This is a genomic window from Faunimonas sp. B44 (genome assembly GCF_052655945.1).
The window spans coordinates 1-17,444 of the sequence record NZ_JBQYEX010000018.1 but is presented as its reverse complement, the minus strand read 5'-3'; the positions used below and the strand labels follow the sequence as shown (position 1 = coordinate 17,444).

The window sequence follows — 17,444 nt, the reverse complement described above, 5'->3', positions numbered from 1 at the left end:
GCCTGCACTGAGCCGGCTCTGTGGCCAACGTTTCGCCGCAACCGCGACCGAAATGCAACACCGGCGCAGGGGCCGATTTCGGTCAGAACACGAAGGCCGGCTTGCGTCGAAATCCCGGAAGGCCGGGCGCCCAGCACTCGAAGAGCGGCCGGTGGCCGATCTCGTCATGCGCCGTGCGCTCGTAGAGGATCGCGCGGCTGATCCGGTCCGCCCGCTCGACCACCGTGAGGCGGCCGCCCTTGTTGAGCTGGTCCAGGATCCGCTCGGGCCGGACCTCCACGGAGCCGTCCATGAGGATGACGTCATAGGGCCCCTCGTCGGGATAACCCTCGGTCAGGGAGGCCTGGACCACCGCGACGTTGTCGACCCCGAGCGCCCGAAGCCGCTCGTCGGCATCCCGAACCAGCGTCTCGTCCTCGTCGATCGCGACGACGGACGCCGCCAGCCTCGCCAGGATTGCAGCCGAGTATCCCGTCATGCAGCCGACCACGAGCGCGACGTCGGCGCTCCTGATGTCCAAGGCCTGCACGAGCCGAGCCAACTGGACGGGCGCCATCATGCAGCGATCGCCCTCCGGTCCGCTCGCAACCGGCAGGTCCCTGTCCGCGTATGCGAACGGCTTCTGGGACGGCGGCACGAATCTCTCCCTCGGCAGGGCGAGGAAGGCGCGCACGACCCCGGGATCGGTGACCTCGCTCGGGCGGATCTGGTTGTCGACCATGCGCTGCCGGAGGATGGCGAAGTCGGTCATCGGGATGCCTGCAAGCTCGAAACCGGCCGGTTCTACCGGCGAGGCCGGTCCTGCACAAGGCTCGGCCGGAACGGCCGGAGAATGGATCGGCGAGCGCGGACGCGTGCAGAAGCGAGCGTGATCGGGTAGGAGAATCCTATGAGAATCGGACGGCGGGCCGCTCGGCGGCGGGATGGACCGGCACGCACGCGGTTGTCGAGCATCCTTCGCCATGTCGGCCAGGCCTCCGGCGATCAGATCCGAATTTCCGATCTCGCCATCTTCTTCGGAGACCGGGCCTTCGGCGCGCTTCTCTTCCTGTTCGCCGCGCCCAATCTCATTCCGCTACCGCCCGGCAGTTCCGCCGTGCTGGGAGCCCCGCTGATCCTGATCGCCGGCCAGCTTGCGCTCGGCCGCCGCATTCTCTGGCTTCCGGAATTCATCGGAAGACGCACGATCCGGAAGGCGGACTACGAGCGCGCGCTCGCCCACGGGCTGCCGTACCTCCGCCGGACCGAGCGGCTGATGGCGCCGCGCCTCACCTTCATGTTCGGCCCGCTCGGGGACCGGCTGATCGGAATCACCTGCCTCGCGCTGGCGGTCATCCTCTTCCTGCCGGTGCCGTTCGCCAACATCGTGCCGGCGCTGGCGATCGCCTCGTTCGCCTTGGCCCTGATGCAGCGCGACGGCGTCGTCGCGATCGCCGGCTGGATCGCCGCGTTTGCCACGCTGGTCATCGTCGCGGTCATATCAGGGGCGCTCTGGATCGCCACAAAGGCGTTCTTCCGCGCCCTCGCCCAGACGCTGGCGATCGGGCAACCGTGAGCGCGACGACGCAACTGGAGATCGTCTCGATCATCCGTCTGCCAGGATCCGATTGTGGTGTGGAGGCCTCGCCCGGAATCGAACCGGGGTATACGGATTTGCAGTCCGCTGCGTCACCACTCCGCCACGAGGCCGCGCGCACTCGTTATCAGACCGGCTTTGGCTAAACAAGCGCGGCGAACCGCCCATAGATGGGTCGCTGCAACCCGTTCCCCAATAGGCTATGAGCCGTGCCCGGAGGGCATGGAATGCGGCACGGCGGTGATCTCGCGGAGGCTGTGAAGCGGTATGGCATTCCCGAGGCGGATTGGCTGGACCTCTCCACGGGCATCAACCCGCGCCCCTGGCCCGCCGCCGAGCGGCTGGGCCCAGCAGACCTCCGAACCCTATCGCGCCTGCCTTCGTCCCGCGACCTCGATCGGCTTCTCGCAGCGGCGCGTGCGGCCTACGCCGTTCCTGCACCGCTTGCGATCGCGGCGGCGCCTGGAACCGAGATCCTCATCCGGCTGCTGCCCCTTCTGTCACAAGCACCGTCGGCCGTGGCACGCACCACCTATTCGAGCCATCTCACAGCCTTCGGACGCGAGCGGCCATCGCTCGTCGCGCATGACGCGGACGCGCTGCTCGCACTGCACCCCGAAAGCAGCATCGCCGTCGTGAACCCGAACAATCCCGACGGCCGCAGGATCGCCCCAGCGGACCTCGTTCAGATCGCCGGTCAGCGGAGCGGCCAGGCCGTCCTGCTCGTCGACGAGGCTTATGCGGACGCGGAAGACGAGTGCTCGGTCGTCCCGCTGCTCCGGCCTGACCTGCCGATCCTGGTGCTGAAATCGTTCGGGAAGTTCTTCGGCCTGCCGGGGCTCCGCCTCGGCTTCGCGATCGGCCCGGAACGCCTCGTCGCGCCGATCCGCGCTCTGCTCGGTGACTGGCCCGTATCCGCGCCGGCCATAACGATAGGGGCGGCCGCGCTCGCGGACCTGCCTTGGCAATCTGGGACGCGGGATTGGTTGGAGAAGCAGTCAGAGCGCCTGATTTCCGCGCTGCTGGCCTCGGGCCTCTCCATCGCCGGGAGCTCCCGTCTCTGCGTGCTCGCCGCGGTGCCGGACGCCCCGGCGCTGCACCGCCACCTCGCTGAGCACGGCATCTGGACGCGCATCTTTTCGGAATGGCCGGGCGTCCTCAGGATCGGGCTGCCGGGAACTGAACGGGAGCTCGGCCGACTCGCTTCGGCCCTCGCCCGCTGATGGAGATCGAAACCCGTCTTGCGGTCCTCGCGGTCGCGCTCGTGCTCGACCGCCTGTTCGGCGAACCGGCGTTCCTCTGGTCGCGGATTCCCCACCCCATCGTCGTTGTCGGTTCGGCGATCACGCGGCTCGACGACAGCCTGAATGATCCGGACCGTTCGTTCAGAGCGCGGCGGCTCCTCGGCGCCCTTTCTCTTTGCATCCTCGGGCTTTCCGCCATCGCCGTCGGGGCGGCGGTGTCCCTGCTGTTCTCCGCCGTCCCCGGCGGCTTCGTTCTGGAGGCGGTCGTCGCGGCGATGCTGCTCGCCCAGAAGAGCCTCCTCGATCACGTAGGCGCGGTGGCGGCCGCGCTTCGGCGCGACGGGCTTCCTGGTGGCCGCAGGGCCGTGGCCCTCATCGTTGGACGCGACGTCGATGTGCTGGACGAGCCGGGCGTCTCCCGCGCGGCGATCGAGTCGCTGTCGGAGAATTTCAGCGACGGCCTTGTCGCACCCGCCTTCTGGTACGCCCTGTTGGGGCTGCCCGGGCTCTTCCTGTTCAAGGTCGCGAGCACCGCCGATTCCATGATCGGCCATTTGTCGCAGCGGCACGCGGCCTTCGGCTGGGCTTCCGCACGCCTGGACGACGTCATGAACTGGATCCCCGCCCGCATGACCGCGGCACTCGTCGCGGCTGCCGCCCGTCTCTCCGGCGGGTCCGGGGCAGCCGCACTTCACGTCGCCATGCGCGATGCTCCGCGGCATCGCTCCCCGAACGCCGGCTGGCCCGAAGCGGCCATGGCGGGCGCGCTCGGCCTCGCGCTCGGCGGCCCGCGGCGCTACGGCCCTTCCGAGGTCGCCGGCGCATGGCTCAACGCAGCGGGCCGGGCGGCCGCCACGCCCGCCGACATCCGGAGCGCGATCCGGCTGGTGGAGATCGCGTGGTGGCTCCTCCTCGCGGGCGCAGCCGTTACCGCCGCTCTCCTCTGGCTATAGCGAGGATCATCTCCAGGTCGAGATGCGCTTCCAAATGGCCCGCAAGGCGATCGAGCACTGCGTCGACCTCCGCCTCATAGCGGCAGGACGAGCCGACGCCGAACTGCGCCAGGAACGCCGCCCGGAAGCCATCGGATGAAAAGAGGCCATGAACATATGTGCCGCTCACCAGGCCATCGGCGGAGACTGCCCCGTCGTGCCGGCCGCCGATCTCCACGATCGGCCGTTCGCAATCCGCCCCCTCGGTCCGGCCGAGATGGATCTCGTAGCCGCTGACAGCCGTGCCGGTCGCAAGGTGGCGCCCATCGACCTTCAGGGTGCGCTTGTCGCCCGTGAGCACCGTGTCGACGTCCAGCAGGCCGAGGCCGGCCACTCGGCCCCGCGGGCCCTCCGCGCCGCCCGGGTCGGCGATCGTCCGGCCGAGCATCTGGTAACCGCCGCACAATCCCAGGATCCTCCCGCCGCGCCGGCGGTGTGCGGCCAAATCGATGTCCCAGCCCTCGCGGCGGAGCGCTTCCAGATCGGCGATCGTCGATTTCGAGCCCGGCACGATGACCAGATCGCAATCCGGTGGAATGAACGCCCCCGGCTCGATGAGAAGGATCTCGACGTCGCGCTCCGCCCGAAGAGGGTCGAGATCGTCGAAATTGGCGATCCGCGGCAGGCGCAGCACGGCGACCCGAAGGCGGCCGCGGCGGCCGGAATTGGTGTCCGCCAGCCCGAGCACGTCTTCGGCCGGCAGGCGCGCCGCCAGATGAAAATGCGGCACGACGCCGAGCGGCGCCCATCCGGTCCGCGCGGCGATCTCCGTCAGGCCTTCGTCAAAGAGATCAGGATCGCCGCGGAAGCGGTTGATCAAGAATGCCTTTATGCGCGACCGGTCGGGCGGGTCGAGGACCGCATGGGTTCCGACCAGCGCGGCGATGACGCCGCCCCTGTCGATGTCGCCCACGATGGCGACGGGAATGTCCGCCGCCTCGGCGAAGCCCATATTCGCGATGTCCCCCTTGCGGAGGTTGGTCTCGGCCGGCGATCCGGCGCCCTCCACCAGCACCAGATCGGCGCCGCCCTGCAGCCGCCCGAAGCTCTCCAGGACGGCGGGCAAGAGCTCCGACTTGCGCGCGCCGTACTCGCGCGCGCGCAGGGTCGCCCAGCGCCTTCCGTGCACGACGACCTGCGCCCCCGTCTCGGACTCCGGCTTCAGGAGGACCGGGTTCATGTCGACCGAAGGCGCCACGCGGGCGGCCCGCGCCTGCAGCATCTGTGCCCGGCCGATCTCGCCGCCGTCGGCCGTCACCCCCGCATTGTTCGACATGTTCTGCGGCTTGAACGGCGCCACGCGCAGCCCGCGCTCGGCGAAGGCGCGGCAGAGGCCCGCCACGATCAGCGACTTGCCGACGTTCGATCCCGTGCCTTGGATCATCAGGGCTGCCGTCCGCGCCACGCCGCTCGTCCTCTCGCTCTTCTCGACCCGTCATGGCAGGCGCGGCATCCTTTGTGAACCGAGCGCCCGTCGAGCGACGGCCGCCGCAACCGGGTGGCCGGCGGCAGCCCGCGACCGCAGATTCCTTGACCGGCGCATTCGGAAGGGCCTACTCCTCCGCCCAACGGAACAGCGACGCGCCATGCTTCTCGTCATCGACAATTACGACAGCTTCACGTGGAATCTGGTCCACTATCTCGGCGAGCTCGGCGCCGAACCGCAGGTCGTGCGGAATGACGAGCTCTCCGCCGAGGATGCGCTCGCGCGCCGGCCGGAAGCGATCCTCCTCTCCCCCGGCCCCTGCACGCCGAACGAGGCGGGAATTTGCCTCGACCTGATCAACCGGGCCGCCGGCACGGTGCCGATCTTCGGCGTCTGCCTGGGCCATCAGGCGATCGGCCAAGCCTATGGCGGGACCGTCGTGCGCGCGCCGACGCTGATGCACGGCAAGATCTCGCGCATCAGCCACGAAGGCGAGGGCGTCTTCCGCGGCATCAACGATTCCTTCGCCGCAACCCGCTATCACTCGCTGACGATCGCCCCCGAAAGCATGCCTGCGGAGCTGAAGGTGACCGCCGAGAGCGACGACGGCGTGATCATGGGCGTGCGCCATCGCAGCCACCCGGTCTTTGGCGTCCAGTTCCACCCCGAGAGCATCGCCTCGGAGCACGGCCACCGCATCCTCAGGAACTTCCTGGAGATCGCCGCGGCCTTCAACGGCGCCGGCGGGCGCCTCAGCGCGGCCTGAACGGAGCCTGGATGAAGACCTTCATCGCAAAGGTCGCCGCCGGAACGCCGCTCACCCGCGAGGAAGCGCGGGAAGCGTTCGACATCATGATGTCGGGCGAGGCGACGCCGGCGCAGATCGGCGGCTTCTTGATGGCGCTGCGCACCCGCGGCGAGACCGTCGAGGAGATCGCCGGCGCGGTCGCTTCCATGCGCGGCCGCATGACGCCGGTCGAGGCTCCCGAAGGGGCGATCGACATCGTCGGCACGGGCGGGGACGCGTCCGGCACCTACAACATCTCGACCGCCGCGGCGCTCGTCGTCGCCGGCGCCGGCGTTCCCGTCGCCAAGCACGGCAACCGCGCGCTGTCGTCGCGCTCCGGCGCCGCCGATGTCCTGACCGCCCTCGGCGTGAACATCGACCTCACGCCGGAGCAGATCGGCGCGTGCATCCGCGAGGCCGGCATCGGCTTCATGTTCGCGCCGAACCATCACGCGGCCATGCGCCATGTGGGCCCTTCGCGCGTCGAACTCGGGACGCGCACGATCTTCAACCTGCTCGGCCCGCTCTGCAATCCCGCCAACGTGAAGCGCTACATGCTCGGCGTTTTCGCCCGCGAATGGATCGAGCCGGTCGCGAACGTGCTCGCCGCGCTCGGCGCGGAAGCGGCCTGGGTCGTGCACGGCAGCTTCGGCGACCGCGGCGGCCTGGACGAGATCAGCTCGACGGGGACGAGCTACGTCGCCGAACTGAAGAACGGGCAGGTCCGCGCCTTCGAGGTGACGCCGCTCGAGTTCGGCGTCGACCCGGTCGCACCCGAGGCGCTGATCGGCGGCACGGCTGAGGAGAACGCCAGGGCCCTCCTCGGTGTCCTCGACGGCGACCTCGGCCCTTATCGCGACGTCACGCTGATGAATGCGGCGGCCGCGCTGATGGTGGCGGGCAAGGCGGCGCTCATCGAGGACGCCGTGAGAATCGCCCACGAGACGCTCGAAAGCGGTCGCGCCAGGTCGACCCTCGACCGGCTCGTCGCCGTTTCCAACGGGTGATCGGATGGCGGATGTCCTGAAGCGCATCGAAGCCTACAAGCGCGAGGAGATCGCGGCCGCCAGGTCGCGCATGCCGCTCGCCGAGCTTCAGGCGCGCGCGCGCGACCGCGACCCTCCCCGCGGCTTCGCGCGGGCACTGCGGCGCGACGTGGCGGCGCGGGGGCTCGGCCTCATCGCCGAGATCAAGAAGGCCAGCCCGTCCAGAGGATTGATCCGCGCCGACTTCGATCCGCCGGCGCTCGCGCGCGCCTACGAGGCCGGCGGGGCGACGTGCCTTTCCGTCCTGACCGACGGTCCTTCCTTCCAGGGCGATCCCGATCATCTGATTGCCGCGCGATCGGCCGTCGCCCTGCCGGTGCTGCGCAAGGATTTCCTGTTCGATCCCTACCAGGTGTTCGAGGCGCGCGCGCTGGGCGCGGACTGCATCCTGATCATCATGGCCGCCGTCACTGACCAGGAGGCGAAGGCGCTCGAGGCGGCCGCCGAGGAGCTCCGGATGGACGTGCTGGTCGAGATCCACGACGAGGCGGAGCTCGAGCGCGCGCTCTTCCTGGCTTCGCCTCTCCTCGGCATCAACAACCGCAACCTGCGGACGTTCGAGACGACGCTCGCGACCTCGGAGCGGCTCGCCCCGCGCGTGCCCCGGGACAGGCTCCTCGTCGGCGAGAGCGGAATCTTTACCCATGAGGACGTGCGGCGACTGCAGGCGGTGGGGATCAACGTTTTCCTCGTCGGCGAGAGCCTCATGCGCGCCGACGACGTCGCCGCCGCCACCCGCCGGCTGCTCGACCCGGGCTCGGCCGGCATGGCTGCGCAATGACCGGCGAACTCAGCCACCTCTCGCGCGATGGCGAGGCGCACATGGTGGATGTCGGCGACAAGGCGGTCACGCGGCGGACCGCGCGGGCGACCGGGGCCGTGCGCATGGCGCCGGCGACGCTCGACCTGATCCTCGCCGGCAACGCCAAGAAGGGCGACGTCGTCGCGGTCGCCCGGATCGCCGGCATCATGGCCGCCAAGCGGACGCACGAGCTGATCCCCCTCTGCCACCCGCTGCCGCTGACGCAGGTCACGCTGGAGATCGCGCCCGACCCGGCGCTGCCGGGCCTGCGCGTCGCGGCAACCGCCCGCGTCGACGGCAGGACGGGCGTCGAGATGGAGGCGCTGACCGCCGTCTCCGTCGCCTGCCTGACGATCTACGACATGGCCAAGGCGGTCGACCGGGGCATGGTGATCGAGGCTGTGAAGGTGGAGGAGAAGACCGGCGGCCGGTCCGGCGACTGGCACGCTCCGGAGCACGGCCCGTGAGCCTGATCCCGGTCGAGGACGCCCTCGCCCGTCTCCTCGCCGGGGTCGCGCCGACGCCGGCCGAGGACCTGCCGCTCGGCGAGGCGGCCGGCCGGGTGCTCGCGGCGGATATCGCGGCGGCGCGGACGCAGCCGCCGTTCCCGGCCTCGGCGATGGACGGCTACGCCGTGCGCGCCGCCGATGTCGCCGTCGGAACGCCGCTTCGGGTGATCGGCGAATCGCGCGCCGGCCGGCGCTTCGAGGGAAACCTGGGTCCGCACCAGACGGTGCGCATCTACACCGGAGCGCCCGTTCCGCCGGGAGCCGACGCCATCCTGATCCAGGAAGACGCTGATCCTTCCGGAGACGGCGGCATCGTTCCGCGCGACACCGTCTCGCCCGGCCAGTTCGTCCGCCCCGCCGGGCTCGACTTCGCGGAAGGCGAGGTCCTCCTCCGCGCCGGCCGCCGCCTCGATCCCCGTGCCGTGGCGCTCTGCGCGGCGATGAGCCGGGCGGGCGTCCCGGTGCGGCGGCGGCCGCGGGTGGCGATCCTCTCGACGGGCGACGAGCTCGTCCCGCCGGACGCGGAGCCCGGGCCGGATCAGATTGTTTCCTCTAACAATTTCGGCTTGGCCGCACTGGTCCGGGAGGCCGGCGGCGAGGCGCTCGACCTCGGCATCGCGGCCGACGACCTCGACGCCATCGGACACGCCGCCGGACTCGCCGTCGACGCCGACATCCTGGTCGTCACCGGCGGCGCCTCGGTCGGCGACCACGACCTCGTGCAGCCGGCGCTCGTCGCCCGCGGCATGACCCTCGACTTCTGGAAGATCGCCATGCGGCCCGGCAAGCCGCTCATGGTCGGCAGCCTCGCCGGCATGCGCGTGCTCGGCCTGCCCGGCAACCCGGTCTCCACCATGGTCTGCGCCGAGATCTTCCTGCGCCCGCTCCTGAAGGCGATGCTCGGGCAGCCGCCGCAGGCGCCGGCGGAGGCCGCGATCCTCGGCGCCACCATGAAGGCGAACGACCGCCGCCAGGACTATGTCCGCGCGCGGCTGGAGCCAAGCGGCGGCCGGCTCGTCGCGGTGCCGTTCCCGCGCCAGGATTCCTCCATGCTGGCGACGCTCGCCGCCGCCGACGCGCTGATCGTCCGCCCGCCCTTCGCGCCGGCGGCCGCGGCGGGCGACGCGGTCGCCATCCTCCGCCTCGACCGCTGACGGCGGACTTGCGGAACAGGGCATGAACGACTAGTCTCCGTTCGTGATTTGTACGCGGGCCGCCCGCATCCCACGCCCAGGGGACACCGATGCTCACGAGAAAGCAGCTCGAGCTTCTGCTCTTCATCAACGAGCGCCTGAAGGAGAGCGGCGTCCCGCCCTCCTTCGACGAGATGAAGGACGCCCTCGACCTGAAGTCCAAGTCGGGCATCCACCGCCTCATCACCGCGCTCGAGGAGCGCGGCTTCATCCGCCGCCTGCCGAACCGCGCCCGCGCGCTCGAAGTCCTCAAGCTGCCCGAGGCGGTGCAGGCGGGGGCGGCGCGCCAGCGCGGCTTCCGGCCGAGCGTGATCGAGGGCCGGCTCGGCCGGGCGCCCGACGCCTCCGCCGCGCCGCCGCAGCCGCGGAGCGACGAGCCGCAGGGCGATGCGATCGGCATCCCGGTCATGGGCCGGATCGCGGCCGGCGTGCCGATCTCGGCCATCCAGAACCATACGAGCACGATCAGCCTGCCGCCCGACATGCTCGCCGGCGGCGAGCATTTCGCGCTCGAGGTGCGCGGCGATTCCATGATCGAGGCCGGCATCCACGACGGCGACGTGGTGGTGATCCGCAGGCAGGACACGGCGAATTCCGGCGACATCGTCGTCGCCCTCATCGACGACGAGGAGGCGACGCTGAAGCGGCTGCGCAAGAAGGGCGCCTCGATCGCGCTGGAGGCCGCCAACCCGGCGTACGAGACGCGCATCTTCGGCCCCGACCGCGTCCAGATCCAGGGCCGCCTCGCCGCCCTCCTCCGCCGGTATTGACGAGCGGGCAGGCTGCCGTTCCGGGAGAAGCGCTCCGGACATGGTCGCGTTCATGCGGGACCGGCGTCACCTGAACCGAGCGGTTCCGGGGCGGGTCGCGCTGCGATCGACTTGACCGTATGAGTGAACGGGAGGGTATTCACCGGGATCGACGGGCGGCCATGAGATCGTTCTTGATGCGGCGCGTCAGGAGAGGCGCGGCAGCGCGGGGGCGCTTCGGGACTTGCGCGCGCGCCGTCGTGTTCGCGGCGGCTGCACTGACTGCCAGCGTCGGGCACGCCGATCTCAGATACGAACTCATCGACTTGCCAGGGCTCCGCGCGCTGATGGTGTCTGGGCCCATCGATGCTTCCGACGATCTGGGCGTTTTTGCAGCAGAGGTGCGCCGCCGCGACCCCGAGGTCATCGTCTTCAACTCCCCCGGCGGCAGCGTGATGAAGGCGATGGAGCTTGGGCGGATGATACGGGTGTTCCGGCTGAACACCGTGCAGCCGAGGGCAGCGGACTGCGCGTCAGCCTGCGCCCTCGCCTTCCTTGGTGGTGTGAACCGGGCCGCCGAGCCCGGGGCTATCGGTGTCCACAAGTCGTCATTCAGCCATGGCGCCAGGCTCTCCGCCGCCGATGCCGTCTCATCCGTGCAGCAGCTTACCGCCGAAGTGATCGCGTACATCATCGAGATGGGCGCGGATCCGAGCCTGCTTCAGCTCTCACTCCGCTACGAAGCAAACGACATCCGATACCTCTCCATGAGCGAGATGCAGCAATATGGAATCGTATCGGGAGGTGCGCCTGGCTTCGCTGCGCGTCCGCCGAGATCGGACGATCCGGGTGCCGGGGGGCGGGGCGAGGAGTTGCAAGGCCGCGCGCGTTCGGGCCGCGTACGGCACCCGAAAGGGTTCGCCGAGGTGAAGGTCCGCCCGGACGACAAGGCTGCGGCGCGCGTTCAACTCGCCAACCACACGCCGATCAAGATCGTTGCCGACCAGAATCGATGGTACGAAGTCGATGCCAGCGGCGTTACCGGCTTCATGCATCATACCTGGGTCTTCGTGGATCAGTACGAGCAGGGTCCATTCGACTCGCGCTATATCCAGGTGAAGAGCTTCGACAACATTGCCCAGCTTCGGGACTATGCACGGCAGTCGCCATTCCCGTTGGCGGGGTACCTGGCGACGAACGGCTGGTATGCCGCGACTTTGGCGCAGCGGTTCGCGGCCGACAAGGCGGCTGCCATCCTGCGGGACCTCAAATCGGCCAGGCAGGTGCCACCCGATTCCATCATCACCTATGGAAACACCTACGTCCGAAAGGTCTGCTGCGACTAGCTGGTCGCGTGCTCGCGATTTGCATCCAGGTGGGGCACTCCACGCTCGAACGGCGCCATCGTTAGGCGCGCCTTCCCCGCTTCGCATTCTTCAACGCAGCGGATAGCACCTCGGGATCGTCGATGGCGTCCATTTCGACCACCACGCTCAGAACGTCGTTCATCCGCGTCTGCCATCGCGGTCCTGTCGCCTTGAAGGCGTCCACGATCCGTGGGTCAACGCGGATCTGCACGCGCTGCTTCAAGGGCTTGCTCTGCTGCGGGCCGCGCTGACCGGGCCGGCGCGCGGGGAGGATCCCGGCCAGGTCGGCGGGCAGCACCTCGCAGGCCGGCCGCATTGCGCGGAATGTCCTCAGTCTTGAACTCGCGGACTTCACCGCTCTCGTTCGTCAGTGGTTTGCTGCTCATACCGATGGCTCTCCTTCGCGTTCGCCTTGCGGAAGTTAATCACCCGGATGCCGCCCACGATCGGTGTGAAGCACAAGACATGTAGCCGACCGCCGAGGAAGCCCAGTGCCACGAATCAGCGCTCGCGGTAGTCACGACGGTCATCCGCGAAAGCCAGCTCAGTTCATATCAAAGGGTCAAACACCGATGAGGTTGAAGGTGTGCTCCCACGCAAACGGCATCCCGTTCCTGGAGATGCTGTATCAGCGGCACCACTGCTCGCCCGCGTCGCATACGCTTGGCCGTTTAGCGTCGGCGAAAATTGCGAAATCCTGTGGATCGCACGCCTGAGTTGATCTTGAGCGTATTTCCGAAGAGAATGGTCTTAGGGGGCACTGGATCAGAGATGATGTTAGCGGAGGGCCTGATGATGGACGAATTCCGGGACAAGTTAACCGCCTTCGCCCAACGCGCGGTCGCTCTTGCGCCAAGTTGTCGAAACGAAGAAGGAACAAAGCAATTTCTGATCTTGCCGTTCTTGGCCGTACTCGGATACGATGACCGTAATCCTCACGAGGTGTGTCCGGAGCACGGCGCCGATTTTTCTGAAAAGTATAAGAACAGAGTTGATTATGCAATTCTCAAGGATGGCACACCTATTATAGCGGTTGAGTGCAAATGCTGTGGCGCGACGCTAAAGGATGAGCGGGGTCAGCTCCGTGCCTATTTCAATGCTGCTCCGACGGTTAAAATGGGTGCGCTGACTGATGGCATCATCTGGGAATTCTATGCGGATTCCGATGAACCTAACATGATGGACGCGACGGCATTTCTCACCGTTGACCTGAGGGAGATCGCCAAGGGCAAAATTGAAAACTCCATGCTCGATGGGATCAGAAGCCTTCAAAAGGCAGCTTTCGATCCCGATAATATCGGGGCAGAGGCTAAGCGTAAACTTCTTTTCCACAATATTTTGCAGCAACTATCGGATCTTTCTGACCATCCATCCGAGCAGTTTACAAGAATGCTCCTGCAGAACGCGGGTCTCAGCCATGTTCGAGCTAAATCCTTGCCTGAGTATCAGGCTATGGTAAAGAACGCATTCAGCGAATTTACAAATCTTCGGATTCTCCGCCGCTTAGATCTTCCGACAAAGGAGGTTGAAAAGCCTCAAATTGTCACCCCACAAGGAGAGTCCGAACAACCACTTAAGCTGGATGACAAGATCAATACTACGCAAACAGAGCTTTCTGTTTTTGATTATACCAAGAGACGGCTCTCGTTCTTGGTCAAGGATGAGGACTTATTTTTGCATATCGATCAGATTGCGTACCGGGATTATCAAGGAAAGTTCGTTGTTTACTACAAGCGTGAGAGAAAAGGGCGCCTTTTCGACTTCGTTGAAGGCGATTCCCCAAAATACAGGTTCCGATTTGGGGATGATATAGAGATCAATTCGGATCGGCTCTCAGACATAGATCAACCGCTGCTTGCCGTATTCAGGAAACGGGTACAGGAGGACGGAGGAAAAGCAGCCTCGGCTCAGTAGCTTCGCGCTCACCGTCGTGCCGGACGTGCGGGGGTGAGGCTCCTGGATGCTGCCGGCTGAGGGACTCGAACCCCCGACCCTCTGATTACAAATTCGGACGTCCGTACGGCCAAATTTCCATTAACTCCTTATCTTATATACGTTTTCTTGTTGTTCGATATTCCGCAATAGCAGCAACAAGGGTTAAGATTGTGCAATTTCGGAAGCACAGTCCTGACACAGTGGAGGGACGATGGGACTACAGCGCACGATTGCGAACGTGTTCGCGAAGGGTGAAATGACGATTAAGGAGGTTTCGCTTTTTTCAACCGACGCGAGCAGGCCACCTTTAGGGCCCTTGAGCGGGAGGGCTACCACCCGTAGCGAGTGCAGAGAACAGGAGGGCCGTCTACGATAAAGCAGCGGCCTGAGTGGCAGAGGAGCTTAGAGGAGGACTACGTCCACCGCGGTATGACGACGGCGGAGCTGGTCAAGAAGTATGGCTGGCACATCACCACCCCCACGAGCTGGTGCGACAGCTGCCCGCCCGTCCCAGATCCAGGCCATCGCCGAGTTGTTGGGGATGGACCTGAACACGTTGATGGAACCGAGAGCGTGAGGATCAATGGGAATCCTGGAAACAAGTCTCAAGGAATACTGGACCGCCGTGCAGATGTTTAACCAGCAGAAGCCCGAGAACCGACAGGTCTTCCTCGACGGCTTCATGCAGACGGCCCTGATGACGGCGGAGAGCGCCAGATCCCGACAGCGATTGGCGGCGTTCATCGCCGCCCGCCAGCACGCAGCCTAAACCAAAGGCCCCGGAGAACCTCCGGGGCCTTCTTCACATCCGGAGAATGACATGAGCAAAGCATCGAACGCCGCTTTCGAACTGGTCCAGCTCCAGGCCCAGATCCTGCCGCTGGAGGAGAAGCGGGACGCCCTGAAGGCCACCGTCCGGGACGCCGGCCCCGACAAGTACGAGTTCCAGGGCTTCGGCAAGGTGACCGTGACCGAGCCCTCCACCCGGCGGGCGAAGGGTATCGAGCCCGTCTTCGACCCCGTCCGCTACCTCGACCTGGACCCCGCCCTCAAGGCCCAGCTGGAGCGCAGCGGCGTCGTGGTTATGCAGCAGATCTACATCAAGTCCGCCCCCTCGAAGGTGCTCATCGAGATCGCTGCATGAACGGCGTCCACTGGGCTCCCGGTGGGATCGCCTTCCTGATCCAGGGCAAGTGGGTCCAGACCGCCCTGGGCCTTGCCCTGGACTCCCCGATCGAACTGCCCAGGACGGCGCCCGACCACAACATCAACCTGGCGGCGGCGACTCTCACCGAGGGTCTGCTCGCCCGCTTCGAACCGCTCGCCGACGACCCGCTGGTCAAGGCCATGGCGCCCGAACACCACATCGGCACCACACACGAGGACCCAATGATGGCCGTGAAGGAGACGGTGATCGCGACCTATGGTGACGTCAACGGCGCCGACATGTTCACGCTGGTGTGGATGATCCCGATCAATGGATCCTAACGTCAGTCTCCGCGACTATCAGATCGCGGACCTGGCCTACTACATCGCTAATCCCAAGTGCATGAACCTGAGCGATCCAGGGACGGGGAAGACCCCGTCCGTGGTCGTCATGCAATGGCACCTCTGGGCGAACGAGAAGGCCGGGACGGTCTGGTCGCAACCGAAATCCCTCCTGAAAAAGAACAAGGACGAGATCCATCGCTTCACCCATTTCGAGGACGACGAGGTCGTCATCGTGGATGGCACTCCGAAGAAGGTAAGGAAGCTCCTCGCATCGGACAGAGCCAAGGTGTTCCTGATGGGCTTCGACCGCTTCGCCCTGAGCTGGCGGGAGTTGCCCGACTTCGTCCGAGCCCACCACATCGACGAGTTCCACATGGGCTTCGGCGGTGACGGCTCGCGGCGGACCCAGGAACTCTATCTGTCCGACCGCAAGATGAAGTGGTTCCTGCCGATGACAGGTACCCTGGTCAACGGCAAGCTAAGTTCTGCCTACCCGGCCATCAAGATGATCGAGCCCAGGTACTACGGTACCTACCACGCCTTCATGAACTATCATGGGGTCTACGACATCGACAACAAGCTGGTCGGCTGGAAGAACCACGGCAAGCTCGCCGCCATCTTCTCCCGCCATGCCATCCGGCGGACGTTCGATCAGGTCTATGGCCCGGAGGCCAAGGTCGTCCTGACCGAGGTCGTGGACATGCATCCCCGCCAGAGGGACCTCTACGACGAGTTCAAGGAGAAGGCGGTTCTCGAGCTGGAGAAGTTCTACGTCGACGGCACCCAGCCCGGCGTGGCCTTCATCCGAGCCCGGCAGATCATGGAGCACCCGCAGTGCTTCCCGGACCTGACGGAGCCGGGGAAGTTCGTCGACATCATCGACGGCATGCCCGGCAAGGAGGAGCGGCTCGAGATCCACATCACCGACCATGTCCGGACGGGCAAGCCGCTCGTCATCTTCGCGGCCCTGGTCCCGCAGCAGGAGTCGATCGGCCGGCTGGCCGCGAAGCTCGGCATGCGGACGGCGGTGATCAACGGCAAGACGTCCGCCAAGGAGCGGGCGGCGATCGACGAGGCGCTCAGGAGCGGCGAGCTGAACTGCCTGGTCTGCTCGCCCAGGGTGGCGGCTGTCGGCTTCAACTGGCAGTTCTGCGGTGGCGTGGAGGTGCCTCACGTCATCTTCGCCAGCCTGGACTTCCTCGACACGACCTTCCTGCAGGCCTACCGCCGGCTGATGCGGGACAAGCGGCAGTCGCCGCTTCTGATCACGATCCTCGAATATGCCGCCAGCCTGGACCAGCGGCTGTTCGAGATCATCAAGGTGAAATCGGAGGACGCTCACAAGGTCGATCCCACCCGGCCTGAGCTGAACTTCTCCAAGTACTACGAGGAGATGGATGATGAGCTAGTTTGATCGCATGTTTGTTAACTTACGAAGAAGGCCCGTCGTAATTGGCGGGCCTTTTTCATATCTGTCATTCGCCGGAACAACCGGCCGAACAGGAACAGGAACAGGAACAGGAACAGAAAATGGACGCCATTCAGAACGCGATCGCTCAGGCTCAAGCTGCCGCCGGTGCCCTCCCCGCCCAGGTCAATGGCATGCAGCAGGGCGGCGCCCTCGCCACCGCCGGACCGGGTGTGTCGGTCGAGAGTCTCCTCGCCTCCTCCATGGCGGTGGATCACTGGCTCAAGGTCAACGAGTTCGGTATCCAGGTCGGGACCAACAAGGCGCTCTTCGACACGCTGAAGGTCGGACTGCGCCTCGGCGAGGTGGCCTACTGCAAGGCGGTCAAGTACGGGTCGAACCCGACCACGTACGAGCACTGCTTCGACGGCGTGACCTCGACCAAGGGCGGCACCTGGGCCGAGGCCCTCGTCCGCGCTCGGAAGGTCGACCCGAAGGCTCGGGACTACGCCTCGGCGAACATCCCCTTCGTGGCCCTCGAGGACATCGTGGACCCGAAGAAGAAGGAGGTGATCGCGGAGCAGGGCCAGACGCTCGGCCACGGTCTCTCGACCACCGGCTGGGCCAACTTCGCCAAGTTCATCAAGGCGCTCAAGGCGAAGGGTGTCGACATCAGCAACGACACCGTCGTGTTCACGCTGGGCTGGCAGGAGCGCAACAGCAACGGCAACACTTGGGGTGTGTTCACCTACGACGACGTCGAGGTGGTGGACGCCTTCCCCTGGGAGGTCTGATCGTGGTGAGCGTGTCTCACCGGACTTTCTCCTTGGATGTCCTCGGCGATCCCCATCTGGGGAAGTCGTTCGTTCACGGTGTTCCTCTGCACCGTCGCGGTGAGCGGGAGGCCTCCCAGTGGGAG

19 protein-coding genes and 1 tRNA gene are annotated in these 17,444 nt (G+C 66.4%); 16 read left to right on the top strand and 4 right to left on the bottom strand.

The window, feature by feature from the left end:
• Nucleotides 1-82: 82 nt before the first annotated feature.
• Entirely contained in the window at nt 83-751 is a 669-nt protein-coding gene (locus ACUN0C_RS18280) for a protein-L-isoaspartate O-methyltransferase family protein (RefSeq protein ID WP_445467842.1), read from the bottom strand.
• Between the two features lie 192 nt (nt 752-943).
• On the opposite strand from ACUN0C_RS18280, the gene ACUN0C_RS18275 reads away from it, so the two are divergent.
• Entirely contained in the window at nt 944-1,555 is a 612-nt protein-coding gene (locus ACUN0C_RS18275; RefSeq protein WP_445467841.1) for an exopolysaccharide biosynthesis protein, read from the top strand.
• A gap of 60 nt (nt 1,556-1,615) precedes the next feature.
• On the opposite strand, the gene ACUN0C_RS18270 is transcribed toward ACUN0C_RS18275, so the two are convergent.
• A tRNA-Cys gene (locus ACUN0C_RS18270) sits at nt 1,616-1,689 on the bottom strand.
• A gap of 114 nt (nt 1,690-1,803) precedes the next feature.
• Between ACUN0C_RS18270 and ACUN0C_RS18265 the strand changes: the two genes are divergently transcribed.
• The gene (locus ACUN0C_RS18265) at nt 1,804-2,799 is read left to right on the top strand and encodes an aminotransferase class I/II-fold pyridoxal phosphate-dependent enzyme (protein WP_445467840.1); all 996 of its coding nucleotides are present in this window, start codon (nt 1,804-1,806) and stop codon (nt 2,797-2,799) included.
• Entirely contained in the window at nt 2,799-3,773 is a 975-nt protein-coding gene (gene cbiB, locus ACUN0C_RS18260) for an adenosylcobinamide-phosphate synthase CbiB (RefSeq protein WP_445467839.1), read from the top strand. Before ACUN0C_RS18265 ends, cbiB begins: the two co-directional genes overlap by 1 nt.
• Here the strand turns inward: cbiB and ACUN0C_RS18255 are convergent.
• Nucleotides 3,748-5,196, bottom strand: coding sequence for a cobyric acid synthase (locus ACUN0C_RS18255; RefSeq protein ID WP_445467856.1), 1,449 nt, complete (start codon nt 5,194-5,196; stop codon nt 3,748-3,750). The two genes, cbiB and ACUN0C_RS18255, sit on opposite strands and share 26 nt — an antisense overlap.
• A gap of 202 nt (nt 5,197-5,398) precedes the next feature.
• On the opposite strand from ACUN0C_RS18255, the gene ACUN0C_RS18250 reads away from it, so the two are divergent.
• From ACUN0C_RS18250 to ACUN0C_RS18220, 7 genes are all read left to right on the top strand, one after another.
• The gene (locus tag ACUN0C_RS18250; protein WP_445467838.1) at nt 5,399-6,004 is read left to right on the top strand and encodes an anthranilate synthase component II; all 606 of its coding nucleotides are present in this window, start codon (nt 5,399-5,401) and stop codon (nt 6,002-6,004) included.
• An 11-nt stretch (nt 6,005-6,015) separates the two neighbouring features.
• Entirely contained in the window at nt 6,016-7,032 is a 1,017-nt protein-coding gene (trpD, locus tag ACUN0C_RS18245; protein WP_445467837.1) for an anthranilate phosphoribosyltransferase, read from the top strand.
• A gap of 4 nt (nt 7,033-7,036) precedes the next feature.
• The gene (gene trpC, locus ACUN0C_RS18240; RefSeq protein WP_445467836.1) at nt 7,037-7,852 is read left to right on the top strand and encodes an indole-3-glycerol phosphate synthase TrpC; all 816 of its coding nucleotides are present in this window, start codon (nt 7,037-7,039) and stop codon (nt 7,850-7,852) included.
• The gene (gene moaC, locus ACUN0C_RS18235) at nt 7,849-8,340 is read left to right on the top strand and encodes a cyclic pyranopterin monophosphate synthase MoaC (RefSeq protein ID WP_445467835.1); all 492 of its coding nucleotides are present in this window, start codon (nt 7,849-7,851) and stop codon (nt 8,338-8,340) included. Before trpC ends, moaC begins: the two co-directional genes overlap by 4 nt.
• Nucleotides 8,337-9,536 carry a molybdopterin molybdotransferase MoeA gene (locus tag ACUN0C_RS18230; protein ID WP_445467834.1) on the top strand — a complete coding sequence of 400 codons (1,200 nt, stop codon included), beginning with the start codon at nt 8,337-8,339 and terminating at the stop codon, nt 9,534-9,536. The genes moaC and ACUN0C_RS18230 overlap by 4 nt, the downstream gene beginning before the upstream one ends.
• A gap of 89 nt (nt 9,537-9,625) precedes the next feature.
• Nucleotides 9,626-10,345, top strand: a complete 720-nt coding sequence (gene lexA, locus ACUN0C_RS18225; protein ID WP_445467833.1) for a transcriptional repressor LexA — start codon at nt 9,626-9,628, stop codon at nt 10,343-10,345.
• Nucleotides 10,346-10,518: 173 nt separating this feature from the next.
• Nucleotides 10,519-11,670, top strand: a complete 1,152-nt coding sequence (locus ACUN0C_RS18220; RefSeq protein WP_445467832.1) for an SH3 domain-containing protein — start codon at nt 10,519-10,521, stop codon at nt 11,668-11,670.
• A gap of 61 nt (nt 11,671-11,731) precedes the next feature.
• Here the strand turns inward: ACUN0C_RS18220 and ACUN0C_RS18215 are convergent, their stop codons facing one another.
• Nucleotides 11,732-12,007 (bottom strand): BrnA antitoxin family protein, encoded by a 276-nt coding sequence (locus tag ACUN0C_RS18215; protein WP_445467831.1) that lies wholly within the window; start codon nt 12,005-12,007, stop codon nt 11,732-11,734.
• 476 nt (nt 12,008-12,483) lie between these two features.
• Here ACUN0C_RS18215 and ACUN0C_RS18210 point away from each other — a divergent pair, with 476 nt between their 5' ends.
• The 6 genes from ACUN0C_RS18210 to ACUN0C_RS18185 all read left to right on the top strand — a co-directional run bounded on the left by ACUN0C_RS18210 (nt 12,484) and on the right by ACUN0C_RS18185 (nt 17,319).
• The gene (locus ACUN0C_RS18210; RefSeq protein WP_445467830.1) at nt 12,484-13,605 is read left to right on the top strand and encodes a type I restriction endonuclease; all 1,122 of its coding nucleotides are present in this window, start codon (nt 12,484-12,486) and stop codon (nt 13,603-13,605) included.
• A gap of 604 nt (nt 13,606-14,209) precedes the next feature.
• The gene (locus ACUN0C_RS18205; RefSeq protein ID WP_445467829.1) at nt 14,210-14,395 is read left to right on the top strand and encodes a hypothetical protein; all 186 of its coding nucleotides are present in this window, start codon (nt 14,210-14,212) and stop codon (nt 14,393-14,395) included.
• A 51-nt stretch (nt 14,396-14,446) separates the two neighbouring features.
• On the top strand, nt 14,447-14,770 hold the full coding sequence (locus tag ACUN0C_RS18200) for a hypothetical protein (RefSeq protein WP_445467828.1): 324 nt from the start codon (nt 14,447-14,449) through the stop codon (nt 14,768-14,770).
• On the top strand, nt 14,767-15,114 hold the full coding sequence (locus ACUN0C_RS18195; protein ID WP_445467827.1) for a hypothetical protein: 348 nt from the start codon (nt 14,767-14,769) through the stop codon (nt 15,112-15,114). Before ACUN0C_RS18200 ends, ACUN0C_RS18195 begins: the two co-directional genes overlap by 4 nt.
• Nucleotides 15,104-16,531 (top strand): SNF2-related protein, encoded by a 1,428-nt coding sequence (locus ACUN0C_RS18190; RefSeq protein ID WP_445467826.1) that lies wholly within the window; start codon nt 15,104-15,106, stop codon nt 16,529-16,531. Before ACUN0C_RS18195 ends, ACUN0C_RS18190 begins: the two co-directional genes overlap by 11 nt.
• A 116-nt stretch (nt 16,532-16,647) precedes the next feature.
• Entirely contained in the window at nt 16,648-17,319 is a 672-nt protein-coding gene (locus ACUN0C_RS18185; RefSeq protein ID WP_445467825.1) for a hypothetical protein, read from the top strand.
• Nucleotides 17,320-17,444 lie beyond the last annotated feature (125 nt).

Bases quoted from the DNA above. Each gene is read 5' to 3' on its own strand.
- ACUN0C_RS18280 (WP_445467842.1), bottom strand. From the start codon at position 751: ATGACCGACTTCGCCATCCTCCGGCAGCGCATGGTCGACAACCAGATC.
- ACUN0C_RS18265 (WP_445467840.1), top strand. From the start codon at position 1,804: ATGCGGCACGGCGGTGATCTCGCGGAGGCTGTGAAGCGGTATGGCATT.
- cbiB (WP_445467839.1), top strand. From the start codon at position 2,799: ATGGAGATCGAAACCCGTCTTGCGGTCCTCGCGGTCGCGCTCGTGCTC.
- ACUN0C_RS18255 (WP_445467856.1), bottom strand. From the start codon at position 5,196: ATGATCCAAGGCACGGGATCGAACGTCGGCAAGTCGCTGATCGTGGCG.
- ACUN0C_RS18250 (WP_445467838.1), top strand. From the start codon at position 5,399: ATGCTTCTCGTCATCGACAATTACGACAGCTTCACGTGGAATCTGGTC.
- trpD (WP_445467837.1), top strand. From the start codon at position 6,016: ATGAAGACCTTCATCGCAAAGGTCGCCGCCGGAACGCCGCTCACCCGC.
- trpC (WP_445467836.1), top strand. From the start codon at position 7,037: ATGGCGGATGTCCTGAAGCGCATCGAAGCCTACAAGCGCGAGGAGATC.
- moaC (WP_445467835.1), top strand. From the start codon at position 7,849: ATGACCGGCGAACTCAGCCACCTCTCGCGCGATGGCGAGGCGCACATG.
- lexA (WP_445467833.1), top strand. From the start codon at position 9,626: ATGCTCACGAGAAAGCAGCTCGAGCTTCTGCTCTTCATCAACGAGCGC.
- ACUN0C_RS18215 (WP_445467831.1), bottom strand. From the start codon at position 12,007: ATGCGGCCGGCCTGCGAGGTGCTGCCCGCCGACCTGGCCGGGATCCTC.
- ACUN0C_RS18210 (WP_445467830.1), top strand. From the start codon at position 12,484: ATGATGGACGAATTCCGGGACAAGTTAACCGCCTTCGCCCAACGCGCG.
- ACUN0C_RS18205 (WP_445467829.1), top strand. From the start codon at position 14,210: ATGGGAATCCTGGAAACAAGTCTCAAGGAATACTGGACCGCCGTGCAG.
- ACUN0C_RS18200 (WP_445467828.1), top strand. From the start codon at position 14,447: ATGAGCAAAGCATCGAACGCCGCTTTCGAACTGGTCCAGCTCCAGGCC.
- ACUN0C_RS18195 (WP_445467827.1), top strand. From the start codon at position 14,767: ATGAACGGCGTCCACTGGGCTCCCGGTGGGATCGCCTTCCTGATCCAG.
- ACUN0C_RS18190 (WP_445467826.1), top strand. From the start codon at position 15,104: ATGGATCCTAACGTCAGTCTCCGCGACTATCAGATCGCGGACCTGGCC.
- ACUN0C_RS18185 (WP_445467825.1), top strand. From the start codon at position 16,648: ATGGACGCCATTCAGAACGCGATCGCTCAGGCTCAAGCTGCCGCCGGT.